The organism is Pseudomonas sp. P7548, assembly GCF_013386585.1.
GTDB lineage: Bacteria > Pseudomonadota > Gammaproteobacteria > Pseudomonadales > Pseudomonadaceae > Aquipseudomonas.
This window is the reverse complement of sequence record NZ_JACARO010000036.1, coordinates 106,678-133,417: the sequence shown is the minus strand read 5'-3', so window position 1 is coordinate 133,417 and position 26,740 is coordinate 106,678. Positions and strand designations below refer to the sequence as shown.

General features: G+C 61.3%; 25 protein-coding genes and 1 pseudogene. 13 read left to right on the top strand and 13 right to left on the bottom strand.

All coding sequences use genetic code 11. The annotated features are described in order from the left end of the window. Nucleotides 1-66: 66 nt before the first annotated feature. Nucleotides 67-828: a hypothetical protein gene (locus tag HX803_RS15335; protein WP_178921734.1), complete on the bottom strand. Its 762-nt coding sequence runs from the start codon at nucleotides 826-828 to the stop codon at nucleotides 67-69. A 194-nt stretch (nucleotides 829-1,022) separates the two neighbouring features. On the opposite strand from HX803_RS15335, the gene HX803_RS15330 reads away from it, so the two are divergent. Next, the gene (locus tag HX803_RS15330; protein ID WP_178921732.1) at nucleotides 1,023-1,643 is read left to right on the top strand and encodes a flavin reductase family protein; all 621 of its coding nucleotides are present in this window, start codon (nucleotides 1,023-1,025) and stop codon (nucleotides 1,641-1,643) included. 173 nt (nucleotides 1,644-1,816) lie between these two features. On the opposite strand, the gene HX803_RS15325 is transcribed toward HX803_RS15330, so the two are convergent. Both HX803_RS15325 and HX803_RS15320 read right to left on the bottom strand, forming a co-directional pair. Continuing rightward, nucleotides 1,817-2,095, bottom strand: a complete 279-nt coding sequence (locus tag HX803_RS15325; RefSeq protein ID WP_178921730.1) for a hypothetical protein — start codon at nucleotides 2,093-2,095, stop codon at nucleotides 1,817-1,819. Nucleotides 2,096-2,104: 9 nt separating this feature from the next. Next, nucleotides 2,105-2,446 (bottom strand): antibiotic biosynthesis monooxygenase family protein, encoded by a 342-nt coding sequence (locus HX803_RS15320; RefSeq protein WP_016975490.1) that lies wholly within the window; start codon nucleotides 2,444-2,446, stop codon nucleotides 2,105-2,107. A gap of 328 nt (nucleotides 2,447-2,774) precedes the next feature. Here HX803_RS15320 and HX803_RS15315 point away from each other — a divergent pair, with 328 nt between their 5' ends. Further along, nucleotides 2,775-3,704: an AraC family transcriptional regulator gene (locus HX803_RS15315; RefSeq protein ID WP_178921728.1), complete on the top strand. Its 930-nt coding sequence runs from the start codon at nucleotides 2,775-2,777 to the stop codon at nucleotides 3,702-3,704. Between the two features lie 99 nt (nucleotides 3,705-3,803). Here HX803_RS15315 and HX803_RS15310 read toward each other — a convergent pair whose 3' ends face one another. The 4 genes from HX803_RS15310 to edd all read right to left on the bottom strand — a co-directional run bounded on the left by HX803_RS15310 (nucleotide 3,804) and on the right by edd (nucleotide 8,930). Next, nucleotides 3,804-5,231 (bottom strand): ATP-binding protein, encoded by a 1,428-nt coding sequence (locus HX803_RS15310; RefSeq protein ID WP_372339915.1) that lies wholly within the window; start codon nucleotides 5,229-5,231, stop codon nucleotides 3,804-3,806. Nucleotides 5,232-5,262: 31 nt separating this feature from the next. Next, nucleotides 5,263-5,997, bottom strand: a complete 735-nt coding sequence (locus HX803_RS15305) for a response regulator (RefSeq protein ID WP_176994349.1) — start codon at nucleotides 5,995-5,997, stop codon at nucleotides 5,263-5,265. Between the two features lie 153 nt (nucleotides 5,998-6,150). Next, entirely contained in the window at nucleotides 6,151-7,107 is a 957-nt protein-coding gene (locus tag HX803_RS15300) for a glucokinase (protein WP_178921724.1), read from the bottom strand. Next, nucleotides 7,104-8,930 (bottom strand): phosphogluconate dehydratase, encoded by a 1,827-nt coding sequence (edd, locus tag HX803_RS15295; RefSeq protein WP_178921722.1) that lies wholly within the window; start codon nucleotides 8,928-8,930, stop codon nucleotides 7,104-7,106. Before edd ends, HX803_RS15300 begins: the two co-directional genes overlap by 4 nt. 221 nt (nucleotides 8,931-9,151) lie before the next feature. Here edd and gap point away from each other — a divergent pair, with 221 nt between their 5' ends. The 8 genes and pseudogenes from gap (at nucleotide 9,152) to HX803_RS33110 (ending at nucleotide 18,170) form a co-directional block, all read left to right on the top strand. Further along, nucleotides 9,152-10,153 (top strand): type I glyceraldehyde-3-phosphate dehydrogenase, encoded by a 1,002-nt coding sequence (gene gap, locus HX803_RS15290; RefSeq protein ID WP_176994352.1) that lies wholly within the window; start codon nucleotides 9,152-9,154, stop codon nucleotides 10,151-10,153. A gap of 195 nt (nucleotides 10,154-10,348) precedes the next feature. Beyond that, nucleotides 10,349-10,867, top strand: coding sequence for an RNA polymerase sigma factor (locus tag HX803_RS15285; RefSeq protein WP_178921721.1), 519 nt, complete (start codon nucleotides 10,349-10,351; stop codon nucleotides 10,865-10,867). 74 nt (nucleotides 10,868-10,941) lie between these two features. After that, nucleotides 10,942-11,910 carry a FecR domain-containing protein gene (locus HX803_RS15280; RefSeq protein WP_178921718.1) on the top strand — a complete coding sequence of 323 codons (969 nt, stop codon included), beginning with the start codon at nucleotides 10,942-10,944 and terminating at the stop codon, nucleotides 11,908-11,910. A 115-nt stretch (nucleotides 11,911-12,025) separates the two neighbouring features. Further along, on the top strand, nucleotides 12,026-14,590 hold the full coding sequence (locus HX803_RS15275) for a TonB-dependent receptor (protein ID WP_178921717.1): 2,565 nt from the start codon (nucleotides 12,026-12,028) through the stop codon (nucleotides 14,588-14,590). A 135-nt stretch (nucleotides 14,591-14,725) separates the two neighbouring features. Further along, nucleotides 14,726-15,334 (top strand): biliverdin-producing heme oxygenase, encoded by a 609-nt coding sequence (locus HX803_RS15270; protein WP_178921715.1) that lies wholly within the window; start codon nucleotides 14,726-14,728, stop codon nucleotides 15,332-15,334. Nucleotides 15,335-15,490: 156 nt separating this feature from the next. Beyond that, a complete protein-coding gene (locus tag HX803_RS15265) occupies nucleotides 15,491-15,892 on the top strand; it encodes a YbaN family protein (RefSeq protein ID WP_176994357.1) in 402 nt (133 codons plus the stop codon). Between the two features lie 85 nt (nucleotides 15,893-15,977). Further along, nucleotides 15,978-17,312, top strand: a pseudogene (locus HX803_RS33115) (HAMP domain-containing protein); the annotation flags it as partial. A gap of 102 nt (nucleotides 17,313-17,414) precedes the next feature. Further along, the gene (locus HX803_RS33110; protein WP_372339914.1) at nucleotides 17,415-18,170 is read left to right on the top strand and encodes a methyl-accepting chemotaxis protein; all 756 of its coding nucleotides are present in this window, start codon (nucleotides 17,415-17,417) and stop codon (nucleotides 18,168-18,170) included. 120 nt (nucleotides 18,171-18,290) lie between these two features. Here the strand turns inward: HX803_RS33110 and HX803_RS15255 are convergent, their stop codons facing one another. Further along, the gene (locus tag HX803_RS15255) at nucleotides 18,291-18,854 is read right to left on the bottom strand and encodes an NAD(P)H nitroreductase (protein ID WP_178921711.1); all 564 of its coding nucleotides are present in this window, start codon (nucleotides 18,852-18,854) and stop codon (nucleotides 18,291-18,293) included. Between the two features lie 139 nt (nucleotides 18,855-18,993). Between HX803_RS15255 and HX803_RS15250 the strand changes: the two genes are divergently transcribed. The 3 genes from HX803_RS15250 to HX803_RS15240 are packed head-to-tail and all read left to right on the top strand — an operon-like array spanning nucleotide 18,994 to nucleotide 22,617. Further along, nucleotides 18,994-20,421 (top strand): di-heme oxidoredictase family protein, encoded by a 1,428-nt coding sequence (locus tag HX803_RS15250; protein ID WP_178921710.1) that lies wholly within the window; start codon nucleotides 18,994-18,996, stop codon nucleotides 20,419-20,421. 31 nt (nucleotides 20,422-20,452) lie between these two features. Further along, a complete protein-coding gene (locus HX803_RS15245; RefSeq protein ID WP_178921708.1) occupies nucleotides 20,453-21,517 on the top strand; it encodes an imelysin family protein in 1,065 nt (354 codons plus the stop codon). 2 nt (nucleotides 21,518-21,519) lie between these two features. After that, a complete protein-coding gene (locus HX803_RS15240; protein ID WP_178921845.1) occupies nucleotides 21,520-22,617 on the top strand; it encodes a DUF1513 domain-containing protein in 1,098 nt (365 codons plus the stop codon). Between the two features lie 69 nt (nucleotides 22,618-22,686). Here HX803_RS15240 and HX803_RS15235 read toward each other — a convergent pair whose 3' ends face one another. From HX803_RS15235 to colR, 5 genes are all read right to left on the bottom strand, one after another. Continuing rightward, nucleotides 22,687-22,914 carry a hypothetical protein gene (locus tag HX803_RS15235; protein WP_178921707.1) on the bottom strand — a complete coding sequence of 76 codons (228 nt, stop codon included), beginning with the start codon at nucleotides 22,912-22,914 and terminating at the stop codon, nucleotides 22,687-22,689. Then, entirely contained in the window at nucleotides 22,911-23,630 is a 720-nt protein-coding gene (locus tag HX803_RS15230) for a lipopolysaccharide kinase InaA family protein (RefSeq protein WP_178921706.1), read from the bottom strand. The genes HX803_RS15235 and HX803_RS15230 overlap by 4 nt, the downstream gene beginning before the upstream one ends. Nucleotides 23,631-23,634: 4 nt before the next feature. Next, entirely contained in the window at nucleotides 23,635-24,315 is a 681-nt protein-coding gene (locus HX803_RS15225) for a class I SAM-dependent methyltransferase (RefSeq protein WP_178921705.1), read from the bottom strand. A gap of 189 nt (nucleotides 24,316-24,504) precedes the next feature. Continuing rightward, nucleotides 24,505-25,785: a HAMP domain-containing sensor histidine kinase gene (locus HX803_RS15220; RefSeq protein ID WP_178921704.1), complete on the bottom strand. Its 1,281-nt coding sequence runs from the start codon at nucleotides 25,783-25,785 to the stop codon at nucleotides 24,505-24,507. Beyond that, the gene (gene colR, locus HX803_RS15215; RefSeq protein WP_003175870.1) at nucleotides 25,775-26,458 is read right to left on the bottom strand and encodes a two-component system response regulator ColR; all 684 of its coding nucleotides are present in this window, start codon (nucleotides 26,456-26,458) and stop codon (nucleotides 25,775-25,777) included. Before colR ends, HX803_RS15220 begins: the two co-directional genes overlap by 11 nt. Between the last annotated feature and the right edge of the window lie 282 nt (nucleotides 26,459-26,740).

Genomic DNA, 26,740 nt, shown 5'->3' with positions numbered 1-26,740 from the left:
CGGTGAGCCAGTCAACGAATTTAGAGACTGATCCACCGCAATCGCGGGCAAGCCCGCTCCCACATTTTAGTTTTGTGTCGCCTGGCTAATGCGGTCACGCCCATACCGCCGCTGCGCATACGACGCCCCCGCAATCATCACCACCAGCACCGCCGCCAACACCGCCGACGAACCAATCGTGCCGAAATCCAGCCCGCCCTTTTCATGGGGTTTGGTGAGGAAGTCACCCAAGGTCGCGCCAAACGGTCGGGTCAGTACAAACGCCACCCAGAACAACAGCACCGACGAGATCCGGGTGAAGTACTTGAGTGCCACCACCGCCGCAATGGCGGAACCAATCAGCAAGGCGCCACCGGCGAAACCAAGCCCCGAGTCGTCAGCCAGGAAGTCGCCCAATGCGGTACCCAGGGTGTTGGAAAACAGAATCGCCATCCAGTAGAACAGCTCCCCGCTAAAGCTCTGCACCTTGTTCACGTTCAGCGAGTCGCCGCTGACATGCCACAAGGCGAAGATGATCATCAGGATCACAATCAGGATCATCGAGCCCGTGGCATAGCCCAGGCCGAGGGTGCGGTCCATGAAGTCCGACATCGTGGTGCCCGCCGTGCTGGTGGACAAAATCACGACCCAGTACAGCACCGGGTTGTAGGCCTTGGACCAGAGTTGCGTCACCAGGGTGACCAGAAACACGCTGATCAAGATCATCGAACTGATGGCGTACCCCACATTCAGGGTCATCGACAGCAAGTCCCCGGCCGTTTCGCCGAGGGTGGTCGCGCAGATTTTCATGACCCAGAACGCCAGTGTGATCTGAGGAAGTTTGTTCATCGGGTAGAAGGCTCCAAAGCTCAGTCTTTCAATGGGCCGACTTATAGAGGGGGTGTCGACCTGGGCGCAGACTGAACGTGGCGCTGTGAAAAATAGGTGGCCGAGGAATGAAAATTCCATAGGGCCGGTGGAAATTCATCGCCACGGCTTGCAGTATGGCCACCTCACCGATCCCATTAGCAGGAACCCCGGCCATGCCTGACGATATCCACTTCTACGAACCTGCCAACGGCCATGGCCTGCCCCATGACCCGTTCAATGCCATCGTCGGCCCACGGCCCATTGGCTGGATTTCATCACAAGACAGCGAGGGCCGCCTGAACCTGGCGCCCTACAGTTTCTTCAATGCGTTCAACTACATTCCGCCGATCATCGGGTTTTCCAGTGTCGGGCGCAAAGACAGCCTGAACAACATCGAACAGACCGGCGAGTTTGTGTGGAACCTGGCCACGCGCCCGTTGGCCGAGCAGATGAACCAGAGTTGTGCGGCAGTTTCGCCAGAGGTGAACGAGTTCGAATTGTCCGGGCTGACGCCAGTCGCCTCGAAAATCATCAAGGTGCCACGGGTGGGCGAAAGCCCGGTGTCGTTCGAATGCAAGGTGACGCAGATCATCCAGCTGCAACGCGCGGACAAAGCGCCGGTGCCGAGCTGGCTGGTGCTGGGTGAAGTAGTTGCCGTGCACATTGCCAAGTGGTTGCTCAAGGACGGCATCTACGACACCGCCGCCGCCGAGCCGATCTTGCGCGGCGGCGGGCCGGCGGATTACTTCCAGTTGGGGCCGGAGGCCCTGTTCAAAATGCACCGCCCGCGCTGATTGATCACTTTCTAACAAACACAACTGAACAGTGTGGGGACGGCGGTGCGACGATTCGACTTGCCCGCGATGGCGGAGTGTCAGCCACCCGATGAGTCGGCTGACCTGCCCTCATCGCGGGCAAGCCCGGCTCCCACATTTGCTCTTTGTTGGGCAGTAAAAAGTGTTCGGCTTCAGTTAGTGGAAGTTGCCCAGGTCAACTGACCTTCTTCATCCACATCAACCAGCCGCTCAAGCTGCACCGTCGCCGCATCATCGGCATCGGAAGCGGTCTTGAACTTCTGTCCATCAAGGATCTTGTGAAACTGCGGTGCGCCCATGCCATCCAGTGCCTTGACGGCGACGGCGGCGCTGTAGCCACCTTCTCCCGGCACTACGGCGGAGACGGCTTCGTGATGGGCAAATTGTTTACGTGCCATGTTGCAGGTCCTGGCCAATGGAAAGTCGGCCATTCTAGACCTTCAGCCGGCGAGTTGCAGGTACTCGCCGTAGGCGTGTGCAGCGGATGCATCGGTGAAGGTCTGGAAGTCCATGCTGCGGACCACCATGTCGTTCAACAGCTCGGTAAAGATCATCAGGGCTGGCGAGTTGAAGTAGGCGCTCATGGCCTGCTCGCTGCTCCAGAACCCCGAGACCAGCCAGACATCGGGGTCGACCTGGGAATGCTGCAACGAAAATTGCAGGCAACCCTGAGCCTGACGGCCCGGTTCGATCAAACTGCTCAAGCGTGCACCGAGTTCGGTGCTGCACCCGGTACGGGCACGGATAAAGGCCATATGGCTCGCGGGAATGGGGGTGGACATGTTCGACTCTCCCGTTGAGAAGTGATGCTCGGCAAACACTGTGAGGGCGTGTTGCCACAGGATCAAAGATAACGGCGCGGGTGTCGGCGCAGTTAGTCAATTCCTGCAGGCTTATTGCACAATCCTGCGAGAAGCGTAGGGAGGACGTTTGCCACCCGGGGTTTATTCCAGGCCTATGTTCAGTGTTTCAAGGAGATGACAGGCCCTGTGCTTGCCTGATTCACGACCTGTCGCAGGATCAGGCAAGGATTGTGCAGAATCGACCTAACACTTTTTGAAAAGCCGCCGCTAAGCTGACCCCATCAAAGCAGCCTGTAGAGGACGCCCCATGTCGTCGCCGGAACATAAGCCCATGCCCCTCGATGCCGAGATGGAAAAACAGCGCGCCGAGCTGGCCGCCATCGTGCACCGGCACACCTGGGAAGATGGCTCCTACGGGACAGCGATCACCTCGCTGTACCTGAACCGCCACAACACACCGCGCGACTTCATGCCGGTGCTGGTGGAACCGGCCTTGTGCATCCTGGCCAGCGGCAGCAAGGAAGTGCGACTGGCCGACGAAATCTTTGCCTACGACCCACTCAACTACCTGGTGTTTTCTGTCGCGATGCCGGTGGCCGGGCGGATCATCGACGCCACACCGGAAGACCCCAATCTGTCGGTGCGTATCAACATCGACCCGGCGCAGCTCACCGCGCTGATTGCCGAAGCCGGGCCGATGGGCGTGCCTTCGCGCCCGACTTCCCGTGGCATGTACGTCGACCGCATCGATACCCAGTTGCTCGACGCCGTGTTGCGCCTGGCGCGACTGCTGGATACCCCCAAAGACATCGCCATGCTGGCGCCGCTGATCAACCGCGAAATCCTCTACCGTTTATTGCGGGGCCCGCAGGGCTATCGGCTGTATGAGATCGCCGTGACCAACAGCCAGAGCCATCGCGTCAGCCAGGCGATCACCTGGCTGAACGGCAACTACGAACAACCGCTGCGCATCGACGACCTGGCCAAGGAAGTGAACCTCAGCGTCTCGACCTTGCACCACCGCTTCAAGGCGATCACCGCCATGAGCCCGCTGCAATACCAGAAGCAACTGCGCTTGCAGGAGGCTCGGCGGTTGATGATTGCCGAAGGGCTAGAGGCGTCGGCAGCGGGGTATCGGGTAGGTTATGAAAGCCCGTCGCAGTTCAGCCGGGAGTACAGCCGGTTGTTCGGTGCGCCACCCTTGCGCGACCTGGCCCGGATGCGCCAAAGCGTCTGACACCCCACCAATCAAAATGTGGGAGCTGGCTTGCCTGCGATGGGGCCCTTGAGAACGCCATCGCCGGCAAGCCGGGCTCCTACAAGGGATGCGGTGTATTCAGTCGAGGGTACGGGGGAGCTGCAAGGTGACGCGCAATCCACCCTCACGCAAATTCTGCAAACTCACTTCCCCCCCGTGGCTATGGGCAATGTTGCGCGCAATCCCAAGGCCCAGGCCGTAGCCCTGCTGCTGGCCGGCGAGGCGGAAGTGCGGTTCGAAGACTTGCTCCAGGCGCTGCTCCGGCACACCCGGGCCTTCGTCATCGACGTGCAGGATAAATTCCGCACCATCGTCCTCGATGTGCAGGTGCGCGTTCTGCCCGTACTTCAAGGCGTTGTCGATCAGGTTGCCGATACAGCGTTTGAGCGCCAGCGGCTTGCCCGGGTACGGCGCCAGTGCGCGACCGTCCTGGGTGATCCGGCCGTTGCCGTTGGGGGCGAGGTAGGGTTCCACCAGGCAATCGAGGACGTGGTTGAGGTCCACGGGCTCGATGTTCTCGTGGATGTCGGTGTCTTTCACGCATTGCAGGGCGCCCTTCACCAGCAGCTCCAGCTCATCCAGGTCGCGACCGAACTTGGTTTGCAGGTTCTCGTCTTCCAGCAGTTCTACACGCAAGCGGAGGCGAGTAATCGGTGTGCGCAAGTCGTGGGAAATGGCGCTGAACAACTGGCTGCGCTCGGTGAGGTAACGGCTGATCCGCTCGCGCATGGCATTGAAAGCCCGCCCCACTTCCACCACTTCACTGCCGCCGCCTTCGGCCACCGGTTCTACATCGGCGCCCAGGGACATGTCCCGCGCGGCCCGCGCCAGACGCTTGAGGGGCCGGCTCTGCCAATGCACCAGCAGGCCGATGAACAGCAGCAGAAAACCGCTGGTGAGCACGATGAACCACACTTGCTGGGACGGCAGGCCTTGCTCTTCAAGGCTGGTGTAGGGCTCGGGCAGCAGCGAGGCGATATACAGCCATTCGCCAGGAGCGAGTTGGATCTGGGTGACCAGCACCGGCGGGTTGACCGGTTCGAGGGTCAGCGCGTAATGCGCCCACGAGCGTGGCAACTCATCGAGCTTCAAGCCGGCGTTGAAGATACGCAGGTCTTCGGCACTGACGAATTCCACCGAGATATGCACGTCGGCGCCCAGGGTCTGGCGCAGCACTTCATCCACCGTCTGCAGCACCGCTTGCTTGCGCGGGGTCTGGGGCAGGATGGCCATGTCCAGGGGGCGATCGTTGAGGGTCACCACAAAACGGGTGCCGCCCATGCTACGCAATTGGTCCAGGACCAACGGACGATAGGCCACCGGCAACGAACGGAAGTAACTTACGCTGGCCGTCATCGAATGCGCCAGGCTACGGGCGCTGGTGACCAGGCCTTCGAGCTGGGTAGCGCGCAATTGTGAGACCCAGATCACGCTCGACAGCGCTTGGGCAAACAACACCGCCAGCAACGTCAGCAGCAGCATCCGCCCCAGCAGCGAACGCGGCACCGGGAAGCGACGGCGGCGTTCGGTCAAATGTTCAGTGGGCATTGCCGGCAACCACGCTGGCTGCCAGTTGGTAACCGCTGCCGCGCACGGTACGGATCAGTCGCGGAGGTTTTTCGGTATCGCGCAGGCGCTGGCGCAAGCGGCTGACGGCCATGTCGACGATACGGTCCAGCGGCATCAGGTCGCGGCCCCGGGTGGCGTTGCCGATGGTGTCGCGGTCGAGAATCTGTTGGGGGTGGTCGAGAAACAATTTGAGCAGGGCAAAGTCGGCGCCCGAGAGAATCACCTCTTCGCCATCCACGTGGAACAGGCGATGGCTGATCATGTCCAGGCGCCATTCGTCAAAGACCAATACATCGCCCGCGCCACTACGCTCCTGGCCAAACTGGGCACGGCGCAGCAACGCCTTGATGCGTGCCTGCAATTCACGGGGGCTGAACGGCTTGCCGATGTAGTCGTCGGCGCCCAGCTCCAGGCCGATCACGCGGTCGGTTTCGTCGGAACTGGCGGTGAGCATGATGATCGGCACCTGCGCCTGGCGCGGGTGCTGGCGGATCCAGCGGCAAAGGCTGAAACCGTCTTCGTCCGGCAACATCACATCAAGGATGACCAGGTCGCAGGGCGCCTCGTTCATCGCCTGACGGAACCCCGCACCGTCCGGCACCCCACGCACCTGGAAACCGGCGCGACTGAGGTAGGTTTGCAGCAATTCGCGGATTTCCTGGTCGTCGTCGACGAGGAGAATCGATTTACTGATTACGCTCACGGGGTCCTCCTTGTTGTTATGGCCAAGCTTAAGTCATTTGTTGCCCTTGAGGCCCCCTTCGCGAGCAAGCCCGCTCCCACATTTGCCTGCATTCCCAAGTTGGAACGCGATCGAATGTGGGAGCGGGCTTGCTCGCGAAGAGGCCATAACCAACTATGCAAATGCCTGTTCGAGCGCCACGCCAGCCCCGGTCAACCCGGAATACGGCGCGGTCACCAACCACACCGGAATGCCTTTGAAGTAGTCACTCATGCAGCCCTTGTCGCCGAAACTCTTGGCAAAACCGCTGTTGATAAAGAAGTCGGCAAACCTGGGTATCACCCCGCCCACGATATACACACCACCGCGTCCACCGGTGGTCAGCACGTTGTTACCGGCCACCCGGCCCAGCCAGATGCTGAACTGGTTCAACACTTCCATCGCCACCGGGTCGCCCGCCAGGCCCGCTGCAGTAATGGCTTCAGGCGTATCGAGCACCGGCGTATGGCCGTCGACCGCGCAAATCGCACGGTACACACGCGGCAACCCGCCACCACTCAAGGCGGTCTCGGCGCTGACGTGGCCGATTTCAGTGTAGATGTGTTGCCACAGCTGGGTTTCACGCGGGCTGCTCAAGGGCAGGTCGACATGGCCGCCCTCCCCCGGCAACGCTGCCCAACGGCCGCCACCCAAATCCAGCAGGGTGCCGACGCCCAGGCCGGTGCCCGGGCCGATCACCACCGCTGGGCGCAACGGTTCCGGCGTGCCTTCGCAGACCACGCGGAATTCGTCCGGCTTGAGGCGGGTCATGCCCAGGGCCATGGCCGAGAAGTCGTTGACCAGCAGCAGCTCATCCACCTGCAGGGTTTTGCAAAACGCAGTCTTGCTCAGGCGCCAGTGATTGTTGGTGAATTTAAATTCATCCCCGCTCACCGGCCCGGCGACTGACAGGCACACCGCACCGATGTCCCCGATTTCCAGGCCTTCTTCCTTGAGGTAGACCTTGATGGCCTCCTCAGGGCTTTGGTGATCCGCCGTGGCATGCACGCGGATCGAATGCAGTTCCTGGTCCCGCCACAACGCAAAACGGGCGTTGGTGCCCCCGATATCACCGACCAGCGCAAGCTTCACTTAAGCGTCTCCAAGGCAGCGGTAAAGGCGCTGGCGCCCTGCTCTGCGGAGCTTGCGGCCAAGCGCATAAATGCAAACAGCTCGCGACCGGCCCCCACGTTATTGCCCAACAGGCCCGTGGCAGGCGTGCGCGCTGCAAATTCTTCGGCGTCCACCTTAAGCTCCAAGGTGCCGGTAACGCCATCGACGCGAATGATATCGCCATCTTGCACTCGCGCCAGCGGCCCGCCGCTCTGGGCTTCGGGATTGACGTGAATCGCGGCGGGGATCTTACCCGAGGCGCCGGACATACGCCCGTCAGTTACGAGGGCCACTTTGAAACCACGGTCCTGCAACACGCCGAGGAACGGGGTCATCTTGTGCAGTTCAGGCATGCCGTTGGAGCGCGGGCCCTGGAAGCGCATCACCGCGACGAAATCTTTTTCCAGCTGGCCAGCCTTGAACGCATCGGCCAGGTCCTGCTGGTCCTGGAACACTACCGCAGGCGCTTCGACGACTTGGTGTTCAAGGGCTACTGCCGAGACTTTCATCACGCCACGGCCGAGGTTGCCTTCCATCACACGCAAGCCGCCTTCTGGCGAGAACGCACGGGCCACGGGGCGCAGGATGGTTTCGTCGAGGCTTTCGATAGGGCCGTCGCGCCAGATCAGTTCGCCGTCCACCAGGAACGGCTCCTGGGTGTAGCGGCTCAAACCCTTGCCGGCCACGGTGTTGACGTCTTCGTGGAGCAGGCCGGCTTCGAGCAGTTCGCGGATCAGGAACGACATGCCGCCCGCTGCCTGGAAGTGGTTGATGTCGGCCTTGCCGTTTGGATACACGTGGGACAGGGTCGGCACCACCTCGGAGAGGTCGGCCATGTCCTGCCAGGTGAGGATGATGCCCGCCGACATGGCGATGGCCGGCATATGCAGGGTGTGGTTGGTGGAACCGCCGGTGGCGTTGAGGGCGACGATGGAGTTGACGATGGACTTCTCGTCGACGATCTCGCCGATCGGCGTGAAGTTGCCATTGGCCTTGGTCAGTCGCGTGACCTGGTGCGCGGCTTCACGGGTCAGCGCGTCACGCAGCGGCGTGTAGGGGTTGACGAACGAGGCGCCCGGCAAGTGCAGGCCCATCACTTCCATCAGCAACTGGTTGGTGTTGGCGGTGCCGTAGAAGGTGCAGGTGCCCGGGCTGTGGTAGGACTTCATCTCCGATTCCAGCAGTTCTTCGCGGGTGGCCTTGCCTTCGGCGTAGCGCTGGCGCACGTCGGCTTTCTGCTTGTTGGAGATACCCGACGGCATCGGGCCGCCCGGTACGAAGATCATCGGCAGGTGACCGTAACGCAGCGCGCCCATCATCAGGCCCGGCACGATCTTGTCGCAGATGCCCAGCATCAGCGCCGCGTCGAACATGTTGTGGGACAGCGCTACCGCCGTGGACATGGCGATGACCTCACGGCTGAGCAGGCTCAGCTCCATACCGGGCTCGCCCTGGGTCACGCCGTCGCACATGGCGGGGGTGCCGCCGGCGAACTGGCCGACCGAGCCGACTTCGCGCAGGGCTTTCTTGATCTGTTCAGGGAAATGTTCGTAGGGCTGGTGCGCCGAGAGCATGTCGTTATATGACGAAACAATTGCCACGTTGGCGGCATTCATCATGCGCAGGCTATTTTTATCTTCAGTGCCGCAACCGGCCACGCCGTGGGCAAAGTTGGCGCATTGCAGCTTACCGCGCATCGGACCGTCGCTGGCGGCGCCGCGAATGAGCGCAAGGTAGGCCTCGCGGGTGGCGCGGCTGCGGGCGATGAGCCGTTCGGTGACCTCAAGGACGCGGGGATGCATGTGTAGAACTCCAGGCTAACGGATGTGGCGACCTGAGTGTCTATGCTGGTCAAACGCCCGCCGTGAAGAGGTTGGCAGGGTGTTACTTGACCAATCGGACCAGTTGATTCAGGTCACTCGTTGTAGATTGAACAAAATATTGCCACTAAAAAGGCTTGTTTTCTATTTTTATGCGAATAATCTTGTAATTCTTACAACAAATCGACGACAGGCACTTTCCAATGACTCTTCGTATCGCAATCAATGGTTTTGGCCGTATCGGCCGTAATGTCCTGCGCGCACTGTATACCCAAGGCTACCGTCAGGATTTGCAGATCGTCGCCATCAATGATTTGGGTGACAGCGCAATCAATGCCCACCTGCTCAAGTACGACACCGTGCATGGCACTTTCGAAGCAGAGGTCGCCCACGATCAGGAAAGCCTGACCGTCAACGGTGACCGGATCGCCGTCAGCGCCATTCGTAACCCCGCCGAACTGCCCTGGGCGGCGCACAAGATCGACGTGGTGTTCGAATGCACCGGCCTGTTCACCGACCGTGACAAAGCTGCCGCCCATATTACCGCTGGTGCGCGCAAGGTGATCATCTCCGCACCTGCCAAGGGCGCTGATGCCACCGTGGTTTATGGGGTTAACCATGACATTCTGCGTCAATCCCACCAGATCATCTCCAACGCGTCGTGCACCACCAACTGCCTGGCGCCTGTGGCGCAGGTGCTGCACCGTGAGCTGGGCATCGAAAGCGGCCTGATGACCACCATTCACGCCTACACCAACGACCAGAACCTGACCGACGTCTACCACACCGACCCGTACCGTGCGCGTTCGGCCACCCAGAACATGATCCCGAGCAAGACCGGCGCCGCCGAAGCCGTGGGCCTGGTGCTGCCGGAACTGGCCGGCAAGCTGACCGGCATGGCCGTGCGTGTACCGGTGATCAACGTGTCGCTGGTGGACCTCACCGTCACCCTGAAAAAAGACGCCACGGCCGAAGAAGTCAACGCACTGCTCAAGGAAGCCAGCCAGCATTCGAAGATCCTCGGCTACAACACCCTGCCGCTGGTTTCGAGCGACTTCAACCACAACCCGCTGTCGTCGATTTTCGATGCCAATCACACCAAGGTCAGCGGTAAGTTGCTGAAAGTGCTCGCCTGGTACGACAACGAGTGGGGCTTCTCCAACCGCATGCTGGATAACTGCCTGGCGCTGTGCAACGCAGAATAATCCCGTAGGGCAGGCTTGTGTGGGAGCGGGCTTGCTCGCGAATACAGGCACCTCGGTTCGTCTGAATACCGAGGTGATGCATTCGCGAGCAAGCCCGCTCCCACCTTTGTCCTGCGCAAATCCGTTCAAAGTGCCACTTGCCATTTGAGTTGATGATAAGCATTATCATTCACTGCAAATCGGTCTGGTATCACTGTGAGCCAATCTCGCTTCAACCAAGTCTTTCTCACCCAACGGGTGATTCTGCTACGCACCTTGCAGCGGATGGTGAACAACCACAGCACCGCCGAGGACCTGTTGCAGGAAACCTACCTGCGCGTCACCCGGGCCCTGAGCGAGCGGCCCATCGATCACCTTGAACCTTTCGTCTATCAAACCGCGCGCAACCTGGCGCTGGATCACCTGCGTTCGCGCAGAATCCAGGCTCGCACCCTGCAGGAAGATGTGCCGCTGGACATCCTGCAAAGCGTCGCCGCCCCCACCAGCACCCCGGAAGACGCCACCCAGGCCGAGCAATTGCTTGAGCACCTGAGCGTCAGCCTCGGCCAGTTGAGCGCCCGCCAGCAGCAGATCTTTATCCTCAGTCGCCTGCACGGCTGCTGCTATCAGGAGATTGCCGATCAGCTCGACGTGTCCTTGAGCACGGTGCAAAAGGAACTGAAATTGATCATGGCCATCTGTGTAGGTGTGGCCGAACGGCTGGATCAGCCTTAAGCTTCACCCGACAGATAGGTCGATCCAGGCTGTAGGAAAGATGAATAAAACGTGGCGAAGACCCGAGGAACACCGTGACGGACCCGAATAAACTGCGCCCCCATGAGCTGGCTCATGAGGTGCTGCAAGACGTGGCTATGGACCAGGCCCTCGACTGGCTGATCGCCTTGCAATGCCCGCAACCCGGGCAACAGGCCGAGTTCGAGGCCTGGCTGGCCAAAGACCCTGCACACGTTCACGCTTTCGCCAAGGCCCAGGCCGCCTGGGGTGGCGCGCCGGTATACAGCGCCGCCGTGGCCCTGGCAGTACCGCGCAAGCCGTCGGCCTGGCGCCGGATCAAACCGCACTGGAAACCCCTGGCCACCGCCGCCGTGCTGCTGATCGGCCTGTTCAGCTTTAGCAACCTGCCCGTGCGCCTGCAGGCTGATCACCTCACCGTGGTGGGTGAGCGCCAGCGCCTGCAACTGGACGATGGCTCCAAAGTACTGCTGAACACCAACTCGGCCTTTTCCAGCAGCATCAAGGATCACCAGCGCATCGCGCGCCTGTATCAGGGCGAGGCGTTTTTCGAGGTGGTGCCCAACCGTGGCCTGCCGCTGGAAATCGACGCCGGCCCGGTGCGTGCGAGCGTGCGCGACACCTCCTTCGCCGTGCGCTACCTCAATGGCGAAGCCCAGGTGCAGGTACAGCGCGGCGATGTCGACCTGAGCAACACCTTCGACGATGCCCGTGTACGCCTGAGCGCTGGTGAAAGCATCCGTATCGGCCCCAAAGGCTTCGGCCAACCGGCCAAGCTCGACCTCAACAAAGACCTGGCCTGGGTGCAGGGCCGGCTGATTTTCGAAAACTGCCCGATGAGCGAAGTGCTCGCAGAACTGCGCCGCTACTACCCGGGCTGGATCGTCAATAACAACGACAAGCTCGCCAGTGTCGCGGTCACCGGCAACTACCGCCTCGACCAGCCGCTGGACGTGGTGCGCTCCTTGGCCCACATCACCTCGGCCAAGCTCTCGGAATACCCCGCGCTGGTCATCCTGAACTAAATGAGAATTATTTTTACTCGATAGCTGTCGGTGGTACGTCTCGTCTTAGCCAATGCAACTGATTCCTATTTGGTTCGGTTCGCAACTATAAGATTCGTACCCCGGAGCGCTCTCGATGTCCTCTTGTTTCAATCGCCGGTCTTCTTCGCCCGTCCTGTCCTTGCTGACCGCCGCCATCCTGCTGGCCGCAACGCCCGTGATGGCCGCCACGGCCACCGAACCGGCCGCGCGCAGCCACGGCAACTACAACTTCAGTATCGAACAACAGCCGCTGGTCTCGGCATTGAACGCATTCACCGCGGTGACCGGCTGGCAAGTCGGCCTGCCCGCCGAGCTGGGCCAGGGTGTGTCGTCCCCTGGCGTGCGCGGCCCGCTGTCGCCGGAAAAGGCCCTGGATCGCTTGTTGGTGGGGACCAACCTGAGCTATCGCAAACTGGGCAACAACAACATCGTGCTGGAAAAGCGTGCCGCCGGCAGCGCCCTCAACCTGCAGCAGGTGACCATCAGTGCCACCCGTACCGAGCAGGACGTGAGCAGCGTGCCCAGCACCGTCACCGTGCATGATCGCCAGGACCTGGACCGCGACAACGTGAACACCATTCGCGAACTGGTGCGCTACGAGCCCAACATCTCGGTCGGCGGTGCCGGTACCCGCGCCAGCAATGCGGGCTACAACATTCGCGGCATCGACGGCGACCGCATTCTCACCCAGGTCGACGGCGTCGAAGTACCGGACAACTTCTTCAACGGCCCCTACGCCAAGACCCGTCGCAACTATGTCGACCCGGAAATCGTCAAGCGCGTGGAAATCCTGCGCGGCCCGGCCTCGGCCCTGTACGGCAGCAGCGCCATCGGCGGCGCCGTCAGCTATTTCACCCTCGACCCGGATGACATCATCAAGCCCGGCCAGGACTACGGCGCCCGCCTGAAAACCGGCTACAGCTCGGCCGACGACAGCTGGCTGACCTCCGGCACCGTCGCCGGTCGCGTGCAGGACTTCGACGGCTTGCTGCACCTGAGCCAGCGCAACGGTCATGAAATGGAATCCTATGACGGCAACAACGCCACTGGCCTGGCCCGCACTGGCGCCAACCCGGAGGATGCGCGCACCACCAACGTGCTGGCCAAACTGGGTTGGAACTACGGGGACGACAACCGCCTGGGCCTGACCTACGAGAAGTTCAAGGATGACCGCGACGTCAACCTGAAAAACGCCGTGGGCGGTCCGTTCACCGGCGGTCGCGGCTTCAACTTCTATCGTGCGCGTTCAGGTAACGACACGATCACCCGCGAACGTTTCGCCATTGAAAACCGCTTTGCCCTCGACTCGCCGATTGCCGATCACATCAAGACCAGCCTCAACTACCAGATCGCCAAGACCGACCAGACCACCGCCGAGATCTACCAACCCTCGCGCCGCGTATTGCGCACCCGCGAAACCCTGTATGAAGAAAAACAGTGGGTGTTCGACGCGCAGTTGGACAAGGCCTTCAGCATTGGCGAAACCGATCACCAGGTGACCTACGGCACCACCCTGAAACAACAAAAAGTCACCGGTTCCCGCGAAGGCGGCGCGACCTGCCTGGCCGTCGGCGGCGGTTGCACGGCTATTGGCGCACCGAGCCCACAGGCCAGCGACAGCGTGAAAAAGGCCAGCGACTTCCCGGACCCGACCATCAACACCTATTCGCTGTTCGCCCAGGACCAGATCACCTGGAACAAATGGACCTTCCTGCCGGCCGTACGCTACGACTACACCCAGCTCAAGCCCAAGCTGACCGAAGAGTTCCTCAACACCGTTGACCCAACGCGGATCTACGACCACAGCGATGCCGACAAAACCTGGCACCGGGTCACACCCAAGTTCGGCCTGACCTACGCGCTGACCGACCATTACACCTGGTTCGGCCAATACGCCGAAGGGTTCCGCACACCCTCGGCGAAAGCGCTGTACGGCCGTTTCGAAAACCTGAACCAGGGCTACACCGTCGAGCCCAACCCGAACCTCAAGCCGGAAACCAGCAAAGGCATTGAAACCGGGATTCGCGGCAACTTCGACGAAGGTTCGTTCGACATCGCCGTGTTCTACAACAAATACCGCGACTTCATTGACGAAGACGCCTCGGTCGCCGGCGGTACCGTGCAGCAGTTCGAAGCCAACAACATCAAGCACGCCACCATCAAGGGCATCGAAGCCAAGGGCCGCCTGAACCTCGATGCGTTCGGCGCACCACAAGGCCTCTACACCCAGGGTTCGGTCGGCTACACCTATGGCCGCAACGACGACAACGGCGAGCCGCTCAACAGCGTCAACCCGCTCAAAGGCGTGTTTGGCCTGGGCTACGACCAGGACAACTACGGCGGTCTGCTGAGCTGGACCCTGGTGAAAAAGCAGAACCGTGTGGACAGCACTACCTTCCACGCCCCCGATGGCAGCACCAGCGCGCCCTTCAAGACTCCGGGCTTCGGCGTCCTCGACCTGACCGCCTTCTACAAAGTCACAGACGACGTGACCATCAACGGTGGCGTCTACAACCTGACCGACAAGAAGTACTGGAACTGGGATGACGTGCGCAGCTACGACAGTGTCGGTGAAGCTGGCGTGACCGCACCCGCCAACCTTGACCGCCTGACCCAGCCGGGCCGCAACTTCGCGATCAATCTGATCTGGGACATCTGATAACACCCGCCTCACCCCGCCGGAATTTCACCGGCGGGGTGAGGATTTTTTACTGTGCCGCGTCTTCTTGTTCGTCTAGTTGATAACAGCTCTCTTTAGAGCCACAAGGCGCTACCCTTCTCAAGGACTTTCCCAATGACCGCTTCCCCTACCGCAGAACGCCCAAGCCTGCGCTCCCAGCGCCTGAACCAGATCACCAACGAGCCACACACCAAGCTCGACGCCCTGGTCAAGGCTCACGCGCCATTTGAAACCCAGGCCAACTTCGCCCGCTTCGTGGTGGCGCAGTACCTGTTCCAATCGGAACTCGTAGCCCTGTACAACGATGCCGAACTGATAGAGATCGTCCCGGACTTGGCCGCACGCTGCCGCGCAGAAGCCGCCAAGCTGGACCTGGGCGATCTGGACACCGACGTACCGGCCCCTGTTGCCGGCGCGGTTAAAAACCCGAGCAAAGCCGAAGCCCTGGGCTGGTTGTTTGTGTCCGAAGGCTCCAAGCTGGGCGCTGCGTTCCTGATCAAGCGCGCCGTGGGTCTGGGCCTGAGCGAAACCTTCGGCGCCCGCCACCTTGGCGAACCGGCCGGTGGCCGTGCTGAAGGCTGGAAGCGCTTCACCCGCACCCTCGATGGCCTGGAGTTCAGTGCCGAAGAAGAAGCGGCCGTGGAAAAAGGTGCAATCGACGCCTTCGTGCGCTTCACCGTGCTGCTCGAACAGGCGTACGCTAGCGCCCCTGAACTCGCCTGATCTTTGGCTGAAATGCGATAACCCGGTGGGAGCGGGCTTGCTCGCGAATGCGGTGGATCAGACAAAAATGCATTGGCTGACACACCGCATTCGCGAGCAAGCCCGCTCCCACATTTAGATCTCATTTCAAATAGATTTTCTGTGATACCCCCACATATGACCGGCAAAACCCAATCCACCTCGAAAATCGCGCAGATCCTCTTCGGCCTGCTGGCCTACGTCAGCCTGGGCATCGGGTTGGTGGCGATTGTCATCCCGGGTTTGCCCACCACCGAATTCATCCTGCTCGCTGCCTGGGCCGCTACCAAAAGTTCGCCGCGCCTGAGCGCCTGGCTGGAAAACCACCGGCTGTTCGGGCCGATCCTGTTCAACTGGCGCAACGGCAAGATCATCGCGCGCCGCGCCAAGATCAGCGCCACCATCAGCATGTTGGTCTGCGCCGTCTTGATGCTGGTGATGCTCGAACACGGCTGGCCGGTGTACCTGGCCATTGCCGGGATGAGCCTGGGCAACCTGTGGATCTGGTCCCGTCCGGAACGGCTTGCAGCCCCCGTATAATGCTGCGTGTAGGGTTTCTCCTACCGCTCATCGCCTCTCTCTCATGAATTGAATCATGACGCCGATGTTTCAGACATAGCGCTGAATGGACTTGGCCTGCACTGCGTGCCTTCCAACAAGTCCATTCGTGAGTGAACCTATGTTCGACACCCTCTCCATTCGCTTGAAAATAGTGCTGCTGTCAGGCCTTTGCCTGTTGGGTGTGATCGCGCTGATCATCAGCATCAACCTCTACGAAACCGACCAGAACGATCACCTGATCAGCGACTCAAGCTCGCGAATGCTCACCAACAGCGTGCAGAGCCTGCTGCAATCCAAAGCCGCCGAACAGGCCATGCTGTTGCAGAAAACCTTTGGCGAAAACCTGCTGGTGGTGACCGCCCTCGCCGACCAGGTCAAGGATTTGCGCGCCCTGGCGGCCAAGCGTTCGCTGGAGCCTGGCGCTTTGCGAGAAGAACTCAACCAGAGCCTCAAGACCACATTTGAGCGCAATAGCAAAGTGCTGGGTATCTGGCTCTCATTCGAACCCAATGGACTGGATGGCAAGGACAGCGAATTCGTCGACGACAAGGCCCGCGTGTCCAACGAAAAAGGCCGTTTCTCCAGCTACTGGAGCCGCGCCGGCGGTGAAGGCCTGAACACCATCATGGTCGAAGAGGACCTGACCAAGACCACCCCCAACCTCAGCGGCACGCCCTACAACATCTGGTACACCTGCCCACGGGACACGCGCAAGGTTTGCTTGCTGGACCCCTACGCCGATGAAGTGGCCGGCAAGCAAATGCTGATGACCACCATTGCCTTACCGCTGATCGTGGACGGCAAAGTCATCGGCGTGGTCGGTATCGACATCGCCCTCAACACCCTGCAAGCAGTGACGGATGCGGCACAAAAAGAACTGTTTGATGGCGCGGCGCACCTGGAGATCCTGTCCAGCACCGGCCTGATCGCGGCGTATAGCGGCCAGCCGGACAAGGTCGGCAAAAACCTGATCGACACTATCGGCGCCGAAGGCAAGGAAATCGTGCAGTTGCTAGCCAGTGACAGCCACGTCAACCGTGAACAAGGCGATACAATTCGTGCGGTTTACTCAGTCAGGCCCATTGCCGATGCAAAAGCCTGGGGCGTAGTGATCAAACTGCCAAAACAGGTAATGTTGGCCGACTCCGTGAAACTCCAACACGTGCTTGATCAAGCCCAGGCCAGCGGTACCCTCAAAGCCTTGCTGGTGGGCGCTGCTGCCGGTCTGCTCGGCCTGCTGCTGATCTGGCTGACCGCAACCGGCGTCACCCGCCCGATCAACAACGTGGCGGCCATGCTCAAGAACATCGCCAGCGGCGAAGGCGACCTCACCCAGCGCCTGGCCTACGCCAAGAAGGATGAACTGGGCGAACTGGCCAACTGGTTCAACCGTTTCCTCGACAAGCTGCAACCGACCATCGCGCAGATCAAGCAAAGCATCACCGAGGCGCGCGGTACCGCCGACCAGTCTTCGGCCATCGCACGCCAGACCAGCGAAGGCATGCAGGTGCAGTTCCGCGAAATCGACCAAGTGGCCACCGCGTCCAACGAGATGAGCGCCACCGCCCACGACGTGGCCAACAGCGCATCCAATGCCGCCAGTGCGGCGCGAGGGGCTGACCAGTCGGCACGTGAAGGCATGTCGATCATTGAGCAGAGCACACGTGACATCACCACCCTGGCCGAAGAAGTCAGCAAGGCGGTGAGCGAAGTTGAAGCCCTGGCCGTGAACAGCGAGCAGATCGGTTCGGTGCTGGAAGTGATCCGCAGCATCGCCGAGCAGACCAACCTGTTGGCGCTGAATGCCGCCATCGAAGCCGCACGCGCCGGGGAAAGCGGCCGGGGGTTTGCAGTGGTGGCCGACGAAGTGCGCAACCTGGCCAAGCGTACCCAGGACTCCGTGGAGGAAATCCGCCTGGTGATCGAACGCATCCAGACCGGCACCCGAGGGGTGGTGGCAACCATGCACTCCAGCCAGAGCCAGGCGCAAAGTAATGCCGGGCAGATCCATCAAGCGGTGCAAGCCCTGGGCAAGATCAGCGATGCGGTGACGGTGATCAGCGACATGAACCTGCAGATCGCCAGCGCCGCCGAGCAACAGAGCGCCGTGGCCGAAGAGGTCAACCGCAACGTCTCGGCGATCCGCACCGTCACCGAAACCCTCACCGGCCAGGCCACCGAGTCGGCGGCCATCAGCAGCCAGCTCAATGCCCTGGCGACTCAGCAGATGGCGCTGATGGACCAGTTCAAGGTCTGACCGCTTACGCCAACCCCACGCTAAACCCTGTGGGAGCCGGGCTTGCCCGCGATGACGGTGGGTCAGCAATGACTCTATTGGCTGACACACCGCTATCGCCAGCAAGCCGGCTCCTACGGATTAACGCCCAGGCCAGGCCTGGACGAACGCTGCTACGTCTTCTTTGGCCGCCGTACGTGGCGGGTTCTGCGGCGTGCCCAGGTACAGGAAGCCAATCACTTCCTCATCCGCCGTCAGCCCCAAGCCTTTGGCGACGTGGGCCGAGTAGGACAATTCACCGGTGCGCCACACCGCACCGATGCCCTGGGCGTAGGCCGCCAGCAGGATGCCGTGGGCTGCACAGGCGGCGGCCAGCAGTTGCTCGGATTTGGGCACCTTGAAGTGCTCCTGCAACCGGGCAATCACCACCACTACCAGCGGCGCACGCAACGGGCCGTTCTGGGCCTTGTCGATCACCGCCTGCGGTGCGTCGGCGTCTTGCAGACGGGCGGCCTCGGCCAGCAACGTCCCCATCTGCTCGCGGGCGGCGCCTTCTACCGTAAGGAAACGCCAAGGGCGCAGTTGGCCGTGGTCAGGCGCGCGCATGGCGGCGGCGAACAGCACGTCGCGCTGCTCCTGGGTCGGCGCCGGCTCCAGCAAACGCGGCACGGAAACACGGTTGAGCAAAGCGTCGAGAGCCTGCATTGGCCACCTCCAGAGAAAAATGTGCGGCCATTCTAGCGGGATTGAATCGGATTGGACCAAACGATAATTGCTCTTATTCAATCCGCCCCGCCCTGTTAGACTTTGCGACCTTATTTTCAGCCGCCGTTCAGGAAACTCGATGTTCCGTTCGCTTTTTCGCCTGTCCGCAGCATTGATGGCCTTGAGCCTCACGGCCTGCGATGACGCCCCTCGCTTCACCAAGGCCGAGCCGGGTGAATCGCGCAGCGGTGGCGCCACGACGGTGAACAAGCGCGACCAGAACGCGTTTTCCCTGCCCTCGGCCAACCTGCCCCCTACCCGCCGCCTCGACTTCAGCGTCGGCAATAGCTTCTTTCGCAGCCCGTGGGTGATCGCGCCGTCCACCACCACTGCGCGGGACGGCCTGGGCCCGCTGTTCAACACCAATGCCTGCCAGAACTGCCATATCAAGGACGGCCGTGGCCATCCGCCGCTGCCCGACGCGCCCAACGCGGTGTCGATGCTGGTGCGCCTGTCGATCCCGGGCACGCCGGCCTATGCCAAGGTCATCGAACAGATCGGCGTGGTCCCCGAGCCGGTCTACGGCGGGCAACTGCAGGACATGGCCGTACCCGGCGTGGCACCGGAAGGCAAAGTGCGGGTGGACTACACACCGGTCAACGTCAGGTTCAAGGACGGTACGGTGGTCGAGTTGCGCAAGCCGAACCTGCAAATCACCGGGCTCGGCTACGGCCCGATGCATCCAGACACACTTTTTTCCGCGCGGATCGCGCCGCCCATGATCGGCCTGGGGCTGCTGGAAGCCATCAGCGACGCCGACATCCTGCGCAATACCGACCCGAAAACCGCCGACAAGGAAGCCCTCGTCGGCCGCGCCAACTGGGTGTGGGACGACGCCCAGCACACCACCGTCCTCGGGCGTTTTGGCTGGAAAGCCGGGCAGCCAAACCTCAATCAACAAAATGTTCACGCGTTCTCTGGTGATATGGGCCTCACCACGTCCCTGAGACCCTTTGATGACTGCACCGATGCACAAGTCGCCTGCAAACAGGCGCCCAACGGCAATGGCCCGGATGGCGAACCGGAAGTCAGCGACAACATCCTGCGCCTGGTGCTGTTCTACACGCGCAACCTCGCCGTACCCGCACGCCGAGGCGTCAACACGCCACAGGTGCTGGCCGGCAAGAACCTGTTTTACCAGGCAGGCTGCCAGGGTTGTCACACGCCGACATTCACCACGGCCGCGACTGCCGCCGAGCCCGAGCTGGCCAATCAGGTGATCCACCCCTACAGCGACCTGTTGTTGCACGACATGGGCGAAGGCCTGGCCGACAACCGCAGCGAATTCAAGGCCGGTGGCCGCGATTGGCGCACCGCGCCGCTGTGGGGCATTGGCCTGACGCAAACCGTGAGTGGCCACACCCAGTTTTTGCATGACGGTCGCGCGCGCAACCTGCTCGAAGCCGTGCTGTGGCATGGCGGTGAAGCCCACGCGGCACAGCAGCATGTGCTGACGTTTAATGCCGAGCAGCGCGCTGCGTTGCTGGCGTTCTTGAATTCCTTATAAGCGTTGCCCCAATTACAGAAGGGAGCTCTACATGTTCCGTCCCAAGTTGTTGTTCACCAGCCTGGCCGCCCTCGCACTGGGCGCCTGCTCGCCACAAGACCCGCAGGCCGTGACCTCGGCGGCCATCGCCAAGCAAGTGATCCTGCCGACCTACAGCCGCTGGGTCGAAGCCGACCGTCAACTGGCCGTCAGCGCCCTCGCCTACTGCCAGGGCAAGGAAAGCCTGGAAACCGCCCGTGCCGACTTCCTGCATGCACAAAAGGCCTGGGCCGAGCTGCAACCGCTGTTGATCGGCCCGCTGGCCGAAGGCAACCGTTCGTGGCAGGTGCAGTTCTGGCCGGACAAGAAAAACCTGGTCGGTCGCCAGGTTGAACAGCTGGTCACTGCCCAGCCACAGATCGATGGCGCTGCGCTGGCCAAATCCAGCGTCGTGGTACAAGGCCTGTCGGCCTACGAATACATCCTCTACGACGCCAAGACCGACGTCGCCGACGAAGCCCAGAAGGCCCGTTACTGCCCGCTGCTGGTGGCCATTGGCGAGCGCCAGAAAGCCCTGGCCGAGGAGATTTTGGCCAGCTGGAACAGCACCGACGGCATGCTGGCGCAGATGTCCAAGTTTCCGAACCAGCGCTACGCCGATTCCCACGAAGCCATTGCCGATCTGCTGCGTGTCCAGGTAACCGCGCTGGACACCCTGAAGAAAAAACTCGGCACGCCGATGGGCCGCCAGACCAAGGGCATCCCGCAGCCGTTCCAGGCCGATGCCTGGCGCAGCGAGTCGTCCCTGCAAAGCCTCGAAGCCAGCCTGGCCGCCGCCCAGACCGTGTGGGTCGGTGTCGACAACAAGGGCCTGCGTGGCCTGTTGCCGTCGGACCAGAAGCCGTTGGCCGACAAGATCGACGCCGCTTACGCCGCGTCCCTCAAGCTGTTCGCCAGCAACCAGCGCACCCTCAACGAATTGCTGGCCGACGATGCCGGGCGCCAGCAACTCAACGACCTCTACGACAGCCTCAACGTCGTCCACCGCCTGCACGAAGGCGAGCTGGCCAAGGCGCTGGGCATTCAACTGGGCTTTAACGCCAACGACGGTGACTGATGATGCTCAGGCGACAGGCTTTGGCCGTTGGCAGCGTGCTGCTCAGTGCAATCACATTGGGTGGCTGGACGCTGTTTAAAAGCAAAGACAAGGGCCCGCTGCTGTTGTCGGCGCGCGATGATGCGGACGGCAAGCACTATGCCGTGGGTTACCGCCTGGACGGCAAGCCAGTGTTTGCCACCCAGGTCGGCCAGCGCTGCCACGACATCATCAACCATCCGACGCTGCCGATTGCGCTGTTTGTCGCCCGTCGCCCGGGCACCGAGAGTTACTTGATCGACCTGCGTGATGGCACGCTGCTGCAAACCATCACCTCCAAGGCCAACCGCCACTTCTATGGCCACGCGGTCATCCACAAAAGCGGCGACTGGCTGTACGCCACTGAAAACGACACGTCCGACCCCGGCCGTGGCCTACTCGGTGTGTACAGGTTCGAAGGTGAGCGCCTGGTGCACACGGGTGAGCTCTCCACCCATGGCATAGGCCCGCACCAAGTGTCCTGGATGCCCGACGGCGAAACCCTGGTGGTAGCCAACGGCGGTATTCGCACCGAAGCCGAAAGCCGGGTGGAGATGAACCTCAACGCCATGGAGCCGAGCCTGGTGCTGACGCACCGCGACGGGACGCTGATCAGCAAGGAAACCCTCGGCCAGCAGATGAACAGCGTGCGGCATATGGGGATCGCCAGCGATGGCACCATCCTCACTGGGCAGCAGTTCATGGGGCCGTCCCAGGAGCGTTCCGAGCTGCTGGCGATCAAGCGTCCAGGGCAACCGTTCGTGGCGTTCCCGGTGGCTGATGAGCAATTGCAGGCCATGGGGCACTACACCGCAAGCGTCGCGGTACACAGTGAGCTGCGCCTGGTAGCGCTGACCGCACCGCGAGGCAATCGCTTCTTTATCTGGGACATGGACAGCGGCGAATTGCGTCTGGATGGGCCGCTGCCTGATTGTGCCGGCGTGGGTGCGGTGGCCGATGGGTTTGTCGTCACCTCAGGCCAGGGGCGCTGCCGTTTCTACGACTGCCGCCAGAAACAGCTGGTGGCCAAACCACTGGAGCTGCCGGCCGGGCTTTGGGACAACCACCTGCACCTGGTCTGACGCCCGGTTATTCAAGGCAAAAAAAAGGGCCTCGCATCGCAAGGCCCTTCTCCGGGGGTTTGAATGGTTTCAACTCTGCGGCCTCATACCTTGTGACATCCCGAACATGAACAGCAACAGCTCATGATCGGGCTTGACCGCCACACTGGCCTTGGCGACGCGTGGCAACAGGCATTGCCCGCCACCTTGCACCGCATGCAACACCTGTGTGCGAGGCTGCTCCCACGCCGCCAGGGCGAGGGCTGCAACGCCCAACGCCCCGACCAGGAACAAACCTCGTGCTATTTCTAGCTTCATCTGGTTAAACCCTTGATAGCGCTGCCAAACGCCGTCTCGTAAAAGTAGCTGAGTTTTTCCCAGTCGGTACTGCTCCACGACGAATGGCGGCGCAGTTGCAGCATGTCATGGGAAGCCGCCCGATAAGCGGTCAAGCGCTGGCGGCATTTCTCGAAGTCCAGCAGCGCCACTTCCACATTGGCCGAGTCACCCTCGCCCGTTACCCGCACAAAGATATGCTTGATGTAGAGGCAACCGTGCTGCCAACGGCCCTTGTGCATGCGCGCCAGGGTGCCCGCCAACTCCTTGAGCATCCGTTCATGCACCTGTTCGCCGTACTGTTCACGGCCACCGGCGGCATACCAGTTTTCGATTTCGTCGAAGCCGTCCAGGGACGCGGTCACCAACAGGGCCTTCCATTGATGCTCAGGGTCGCGACGCGCCTCACAGAACACCAGCTCCGGCACCCGCACATCCAGCAAACGCAGCCCCTTGAGGGCATCACGTTCGCGCAGGACGGTCGGGCGTCCAAACGGATGCAACAAGCTGCGGTAGATATGCCCGGTCTGGCGCTTGCTGTAGAGCAAGCGGCCATTGGGGCTGATCACCCGCTGTACACCACTTTCACCGCCGCGCCGACGGTTGGGCTCTTCAACCCACTCGCCTTGCTGGCGCCAGAAAAAATCGAATCGTTCTTCGGGAGCTACATGACTGCCTACTGCGCACTCAACTGCCATCCTGTTACCTCTTACGCAAGACATACACTCGCCACATGGCATAGAGCGGTATGAAGTCCAGAGACTCCTGAACACGGAAACCGGCTTGCTCAAACTCTGCCTCAACAGTAGCAGCCGGTAACACAAACCGATTTTGGTAACCTTCCTGCTCACCTTTCTTACGACGTTTGACTTCGGCGCGCTTGCGTTTCCAAGCCTTGAAGTTGCCATCCACCCACAGCGAAATGATCACGCTGTCGCGGGTGACCCGCTGAAACTCCCGCAGTATCGACAGCCGGTGCGCCGGATCACCAATGTGGTGCATCAAGCGCATGCAGAAAATGCTGTCGACCGAGTTATCGGGCAGATCGATATCAAAGGCAGATGTCTGCAAGGGCCGTACCCGTTTCACCACATCGGCGGGTTGGGCCGCGGTCGCCACCTTCAGCATCGACGCCGAATTGTCGGCCCCGATGATCACACGGTTGGGCTTCTCGGCCAGCAGCGGCCAGAAACGCCCCGCTCCGCACGGCAGGTCCAGCACCAGGCCGGGCTCACCGGCCATGGCCAGTGCACCGCGCGCCAATTGCTCGTCGCGTTTGTGGGACAACCGGCGAGCCAGATTGTCCTGATGCTTGAGCAAATATTTCTGGGCGTGCTGATCGTCGTACTTTTCAGAAAATTCAAGCTTGGTCGGGGTAGACATCAACGGATCTCCAGTTGCTGATGCCTACAACCTTAAGCAGCGAACTGTGATCAACAGGTCAACCCGTTGTGAAAAACTTGTCCTGTCCAATCCCATACATTTCAAGACTTTACAGATACAAGCAGTGGCATGGGGCCATCTTCGCCGAAAAGGAGGGGATCTGCCGCAGGATAGCGGCAGGGAGGGGGCTCAGGGTTTGACCTGGCTCAACTGGACGTGAAAGCGGCAGCCGTTGGGCTCCATGGTACTGAGGCTGACGCTCCAGCCCTGGTTCTCACAGATGCGTTGCACCAGGGAAAGCCCGAGGCCCAGGCCGTCACCGCGCTTCTCATTGCCCCGTACAAACGGCTCGAACATCGCTTCGCGCTTGTCTTCGGGGATGCCCACGCCAGAGTCTTCCACCACAAAACCACTGGGTTCCAGGGTCAAGCGGATAAACCCTTGTTCGGTGTAGTGCAAGGCATTGCGCAGCAGGTTGCCCATGACCGCATGCAGGAACGTCGTGTTATAGCGTGTATCCAGCGGCTGGCCAGGCTGGTAGATCAGCTCCAGGCCCTTGCGCTCGATGGGTTCACGCCAGATGCCAAGCAGGTCGTCGGCCACCTGGGAGAGGCTGACCTGAGGCGACATGGCGCCGTTATCGTGCTGGGCACGGGCGAGCATCAGGAAGGTCTGCACCAGTTCGCGCATTTCCTCACACGCCCGGGCAATCCGCTCGACCTGGTTGCGACCGCGCTGGTCGATGGCAGGGTTTTCCAGCAGCAATTCGCAGGAGCTGGCCAGCACCATCAAGGGCGTGCGCAACTCGTGGCTCACATCGCTGGTAAACATCTGCTCGCGGTTCAGCGCCTGGCGCAACCGGCCCAGGGTGGCGTCGAAGGCCACGGCCAACTCGCCCACTTCGTCAGCCGCATAGTCAGGCGCCAAGGGCGGTGCCAGGCCCAGCAGTTGGTCACGATGGCGAACCTGGCGGGCCAGGCGTACCACCGGCGCCATCACCTTGCGGGCCAGCACCCAGCCGAGGAACACCGCCAGTGCCAGGCTGAGCACAAAACCTACCAGCACCACGGCGAACAGCACGCGCTCACGTTCTTCAAAATCACTCTGATCCTGCAGCAGCACGTAGCGCCGGCCGTCGACCACTTCCACCATGGCGTGGTACGACAGCGCCTCGCGAAACACTTCGTGAAAACCCGGCTCCAGATGTCGCAGGTCCTTGGGCAACTCGAAATCACCGCGCCCACCGCTGAAGTAAAACAGTTGGTCCGGCTCGGGCCGGTGGCTCCAGTCTTCGACGCTGTCCATCAGCAGCAGGCGTTGCAAATCACCGCCCAAACCGGCTGAGATGAGTTTTTCTTCCACCAAGTGCACGGTGGCGACAATGCCCATGGCGAAGGCTCCCGCCACCAGTGCGCTCATCAACGCAAAGGCGATGATGATCCGCTGGGCAAGGCTTTGCTTAAACTCCATCACGACCCTCGGCCAGGCGATAACCCACGCCGTGCACCGTTTGCAGCAACGGCTTGGCGAACGGCTTATCGATCACTTGGCGCAATTGGTGAACGTGGCTGCGCAAGCTGTCGCTGTCCGGGCAGTCATCACCCCACAACGCTTCTTCGAGAATTTCCCGGCGCAGCACATGCGGGCTCTTTTGCATCAACACCGCCAGCAACTTCAGGCCGACCGGGTTGAGCTTGAGCAGGCGCCCTTCGCGGGTGACTTCCAACGTATCAAGGTCGTAGCTCAGGTCGCCGACTTGCAGGGCACGTCGCCCGCCACCCTGGGCACGGCGCAAGACGGCTTCGATGCGGGCGGCGAGCTCCGACAGGGCGAACGGTTTGAGCAGGTAGTCATCGGCGCCGGACTTGAAGCCCTGCAGCCGGTCATCCAGTTGGTCGCGAGCGGTGAGCATGATCACCGGGGTGTCGCGGCGTGCGTCTTCGCGCAGGCGTTTGCACAGGGTGTAGCCATCAATACCTGGCAACATGATGTCGAGCACGATCAAGTCGTAGTGTTCGGTGGCAGCCAGGTGCAAGCCCGACAAACCGTCCTGCGCGCAGTCCACGGTATAGCCTTTTAGCCCCAGGTAATCCGCCAGATTGGCCAGAATATCGCGGTTGTCTTCAACCAATAAAATTCGCATGGGCAGTGTCTCCGTACGCGGTAACGGCCGTGTTGGCTCGCGCAGCTTAAGGCCAAGTGTGGCTCAGGGATAGACCTGGAAGGCCCGTCGATTAAGGTTTTCAACCGATATTTCAGTTGAACGAGATTTTCACTATAGCTTCACAGTTTAACGACAGCGCTGAAGCGAAAATTTTGGATCGATGGAACATTTTTATCGACAGGCAGACCGCTTTCGCGGGCAAGCCCGCTCCCACCTGTGGAGGGTGGGCACCTTCAGAACCGTTTACGTACGCCCAATAAA

Bases quoted from the DNA above. Each gene is read 5' to 3' on its own strand.
- HX803_RS15265 (WP_176994357.1), top strand. From the start codon at position 15,491: ATGACCGGCAAAACCCAATCCACCTCGAAAATCGCGCAGATCCTCTTC.
- HX803_RS15330 (WP_178921732.1), top strand. From the start codon at position 1,023: ATGCCTGACGATATCCACTTCTACGAACCTGCCAACGGCCATGGCCTG.
- HX803_RS15335 (WP_178921734.1), bottom strand. From the start codon at position 828: ATGAACAAACTTCCTCAGATCACACTGGCGTTCTGGGTCATGAAAATC.
- edd (WP_178921722.1), bottom strand. From the start codon at position 8,930: ATGCATCCCCGCGTCCTTGAGGTCACCGAACGGCTCATCGCCCGCAGC.
- HX803_RS15255 (WP_178921711.1), bottom strand. From the start codon at position 18,854: ATGCAGGCTCTCGACGCTTTGCTCAACCGTGTTTCCGTGCCGCGTTTG.
- colR (WP_003175870.1), bottom strand. From the start codon at position 26,458: ATGCGAATTTTATTGGTTGAAGACAACCGCGATATTCTGGCCAATCTG.
- HX803_RS15270 (WP_178921715.1), top strand. From the start codon at position 14,726: ATGACCGCTTCCCCTACCGCAGAACGCCCAAGCCTGCGCTCCCAGCGC.
- HX803_RS15250 (WP_178921710.1), top strand. From the start codon at position 18,994: ATGTTCCGTTCGCTTTTTCGCCTGTCCGCAGCATTGATGGCCTTGAGC.
- HX803_RS15225 (WP_178921705.1), bottom strand. From the start codon at position 24,315: ATGTCTACCCCGACCAAGCTTGAATTTTCTGAAAAGTACGACGATCAG.
- HX803_RS15315 (WP_178921728.1), top strand. From the start codon at position 2,775: ATGTCGTCGCCGGAACATAAGCCCATGCCCCTCGATGCCGAGATGGAA.
- gap (WP_176994352.1), top strand. From the start codon at position 9,152: ATGACTCTTCGTATCGCAATCAATGGTTTTGGCCGTATCGGCCGTAAT.
- HX803_RS15245 (WP_178921708.1), top strand. From the start codon at position 20,453: ATGTTCCGTCCCAAGTTGTTGTTCACCAGCCTGGCCGCCCTCGCACTG.
- HX803_RS33110 (WP_372339914.1), top strand. From the start codon at position 17,415: ATGCAGGTGCAGTTCCGCGAAATCGACCAAGTGGCCACCGCGTCCAAC.
- HX803_RS15235 (WP_178921707.1), bottom strand. From the start codon at position 22,914: ATGAAGCTAGAAATAGCACGAGGTTTGTTCCTGGTCGGGGCGTTGGGC.
- HX803_RS15240 (WP_178921845.1), top strand. From the start codon at position 21,520: ATGCTCAGGCGACAGGCTTTGGCCGTTGGCAGCGTGCTGCTCAGTGCA.
- HX803_RS15325 (WP_178921730.1), bottom strand. From the start codon at position 2,095: ATGGCCGACTTTCCATTGGCCAGGACCTGCAACATGGCACGTAAACAA.
- HX803_RS15220 (WP_178921704.1), bottom strand. From the start codon at position 25,785: ATGGAGTTTAAGCAAAGCCTTGCCCAGCGGATCATCATCGCCTTTGCG.
- HX803_RS15320 (WP_016975490.1), bottom strand. From the start codon at position 2,446: ATGTCCACCCCCATTCCCGCGAGCCATATGGCCTTTATCCGTGCCCGT.
- HX803_RS15230 (WP_178921706.1), bottom strand. From the start codon at position 23,630: ATGGCAGTTGAGTGCGCAGTAGGCAGTCATGTAGCTCCCGAAGAACGA.
- HX803_RS15275 (WP_178921717.1), top strand. From the start codon at position 12,026: ATGTCCTCTTGTTTCAATCGCCGGTCTTCTTCGCCCGTCCTGTCCTTG.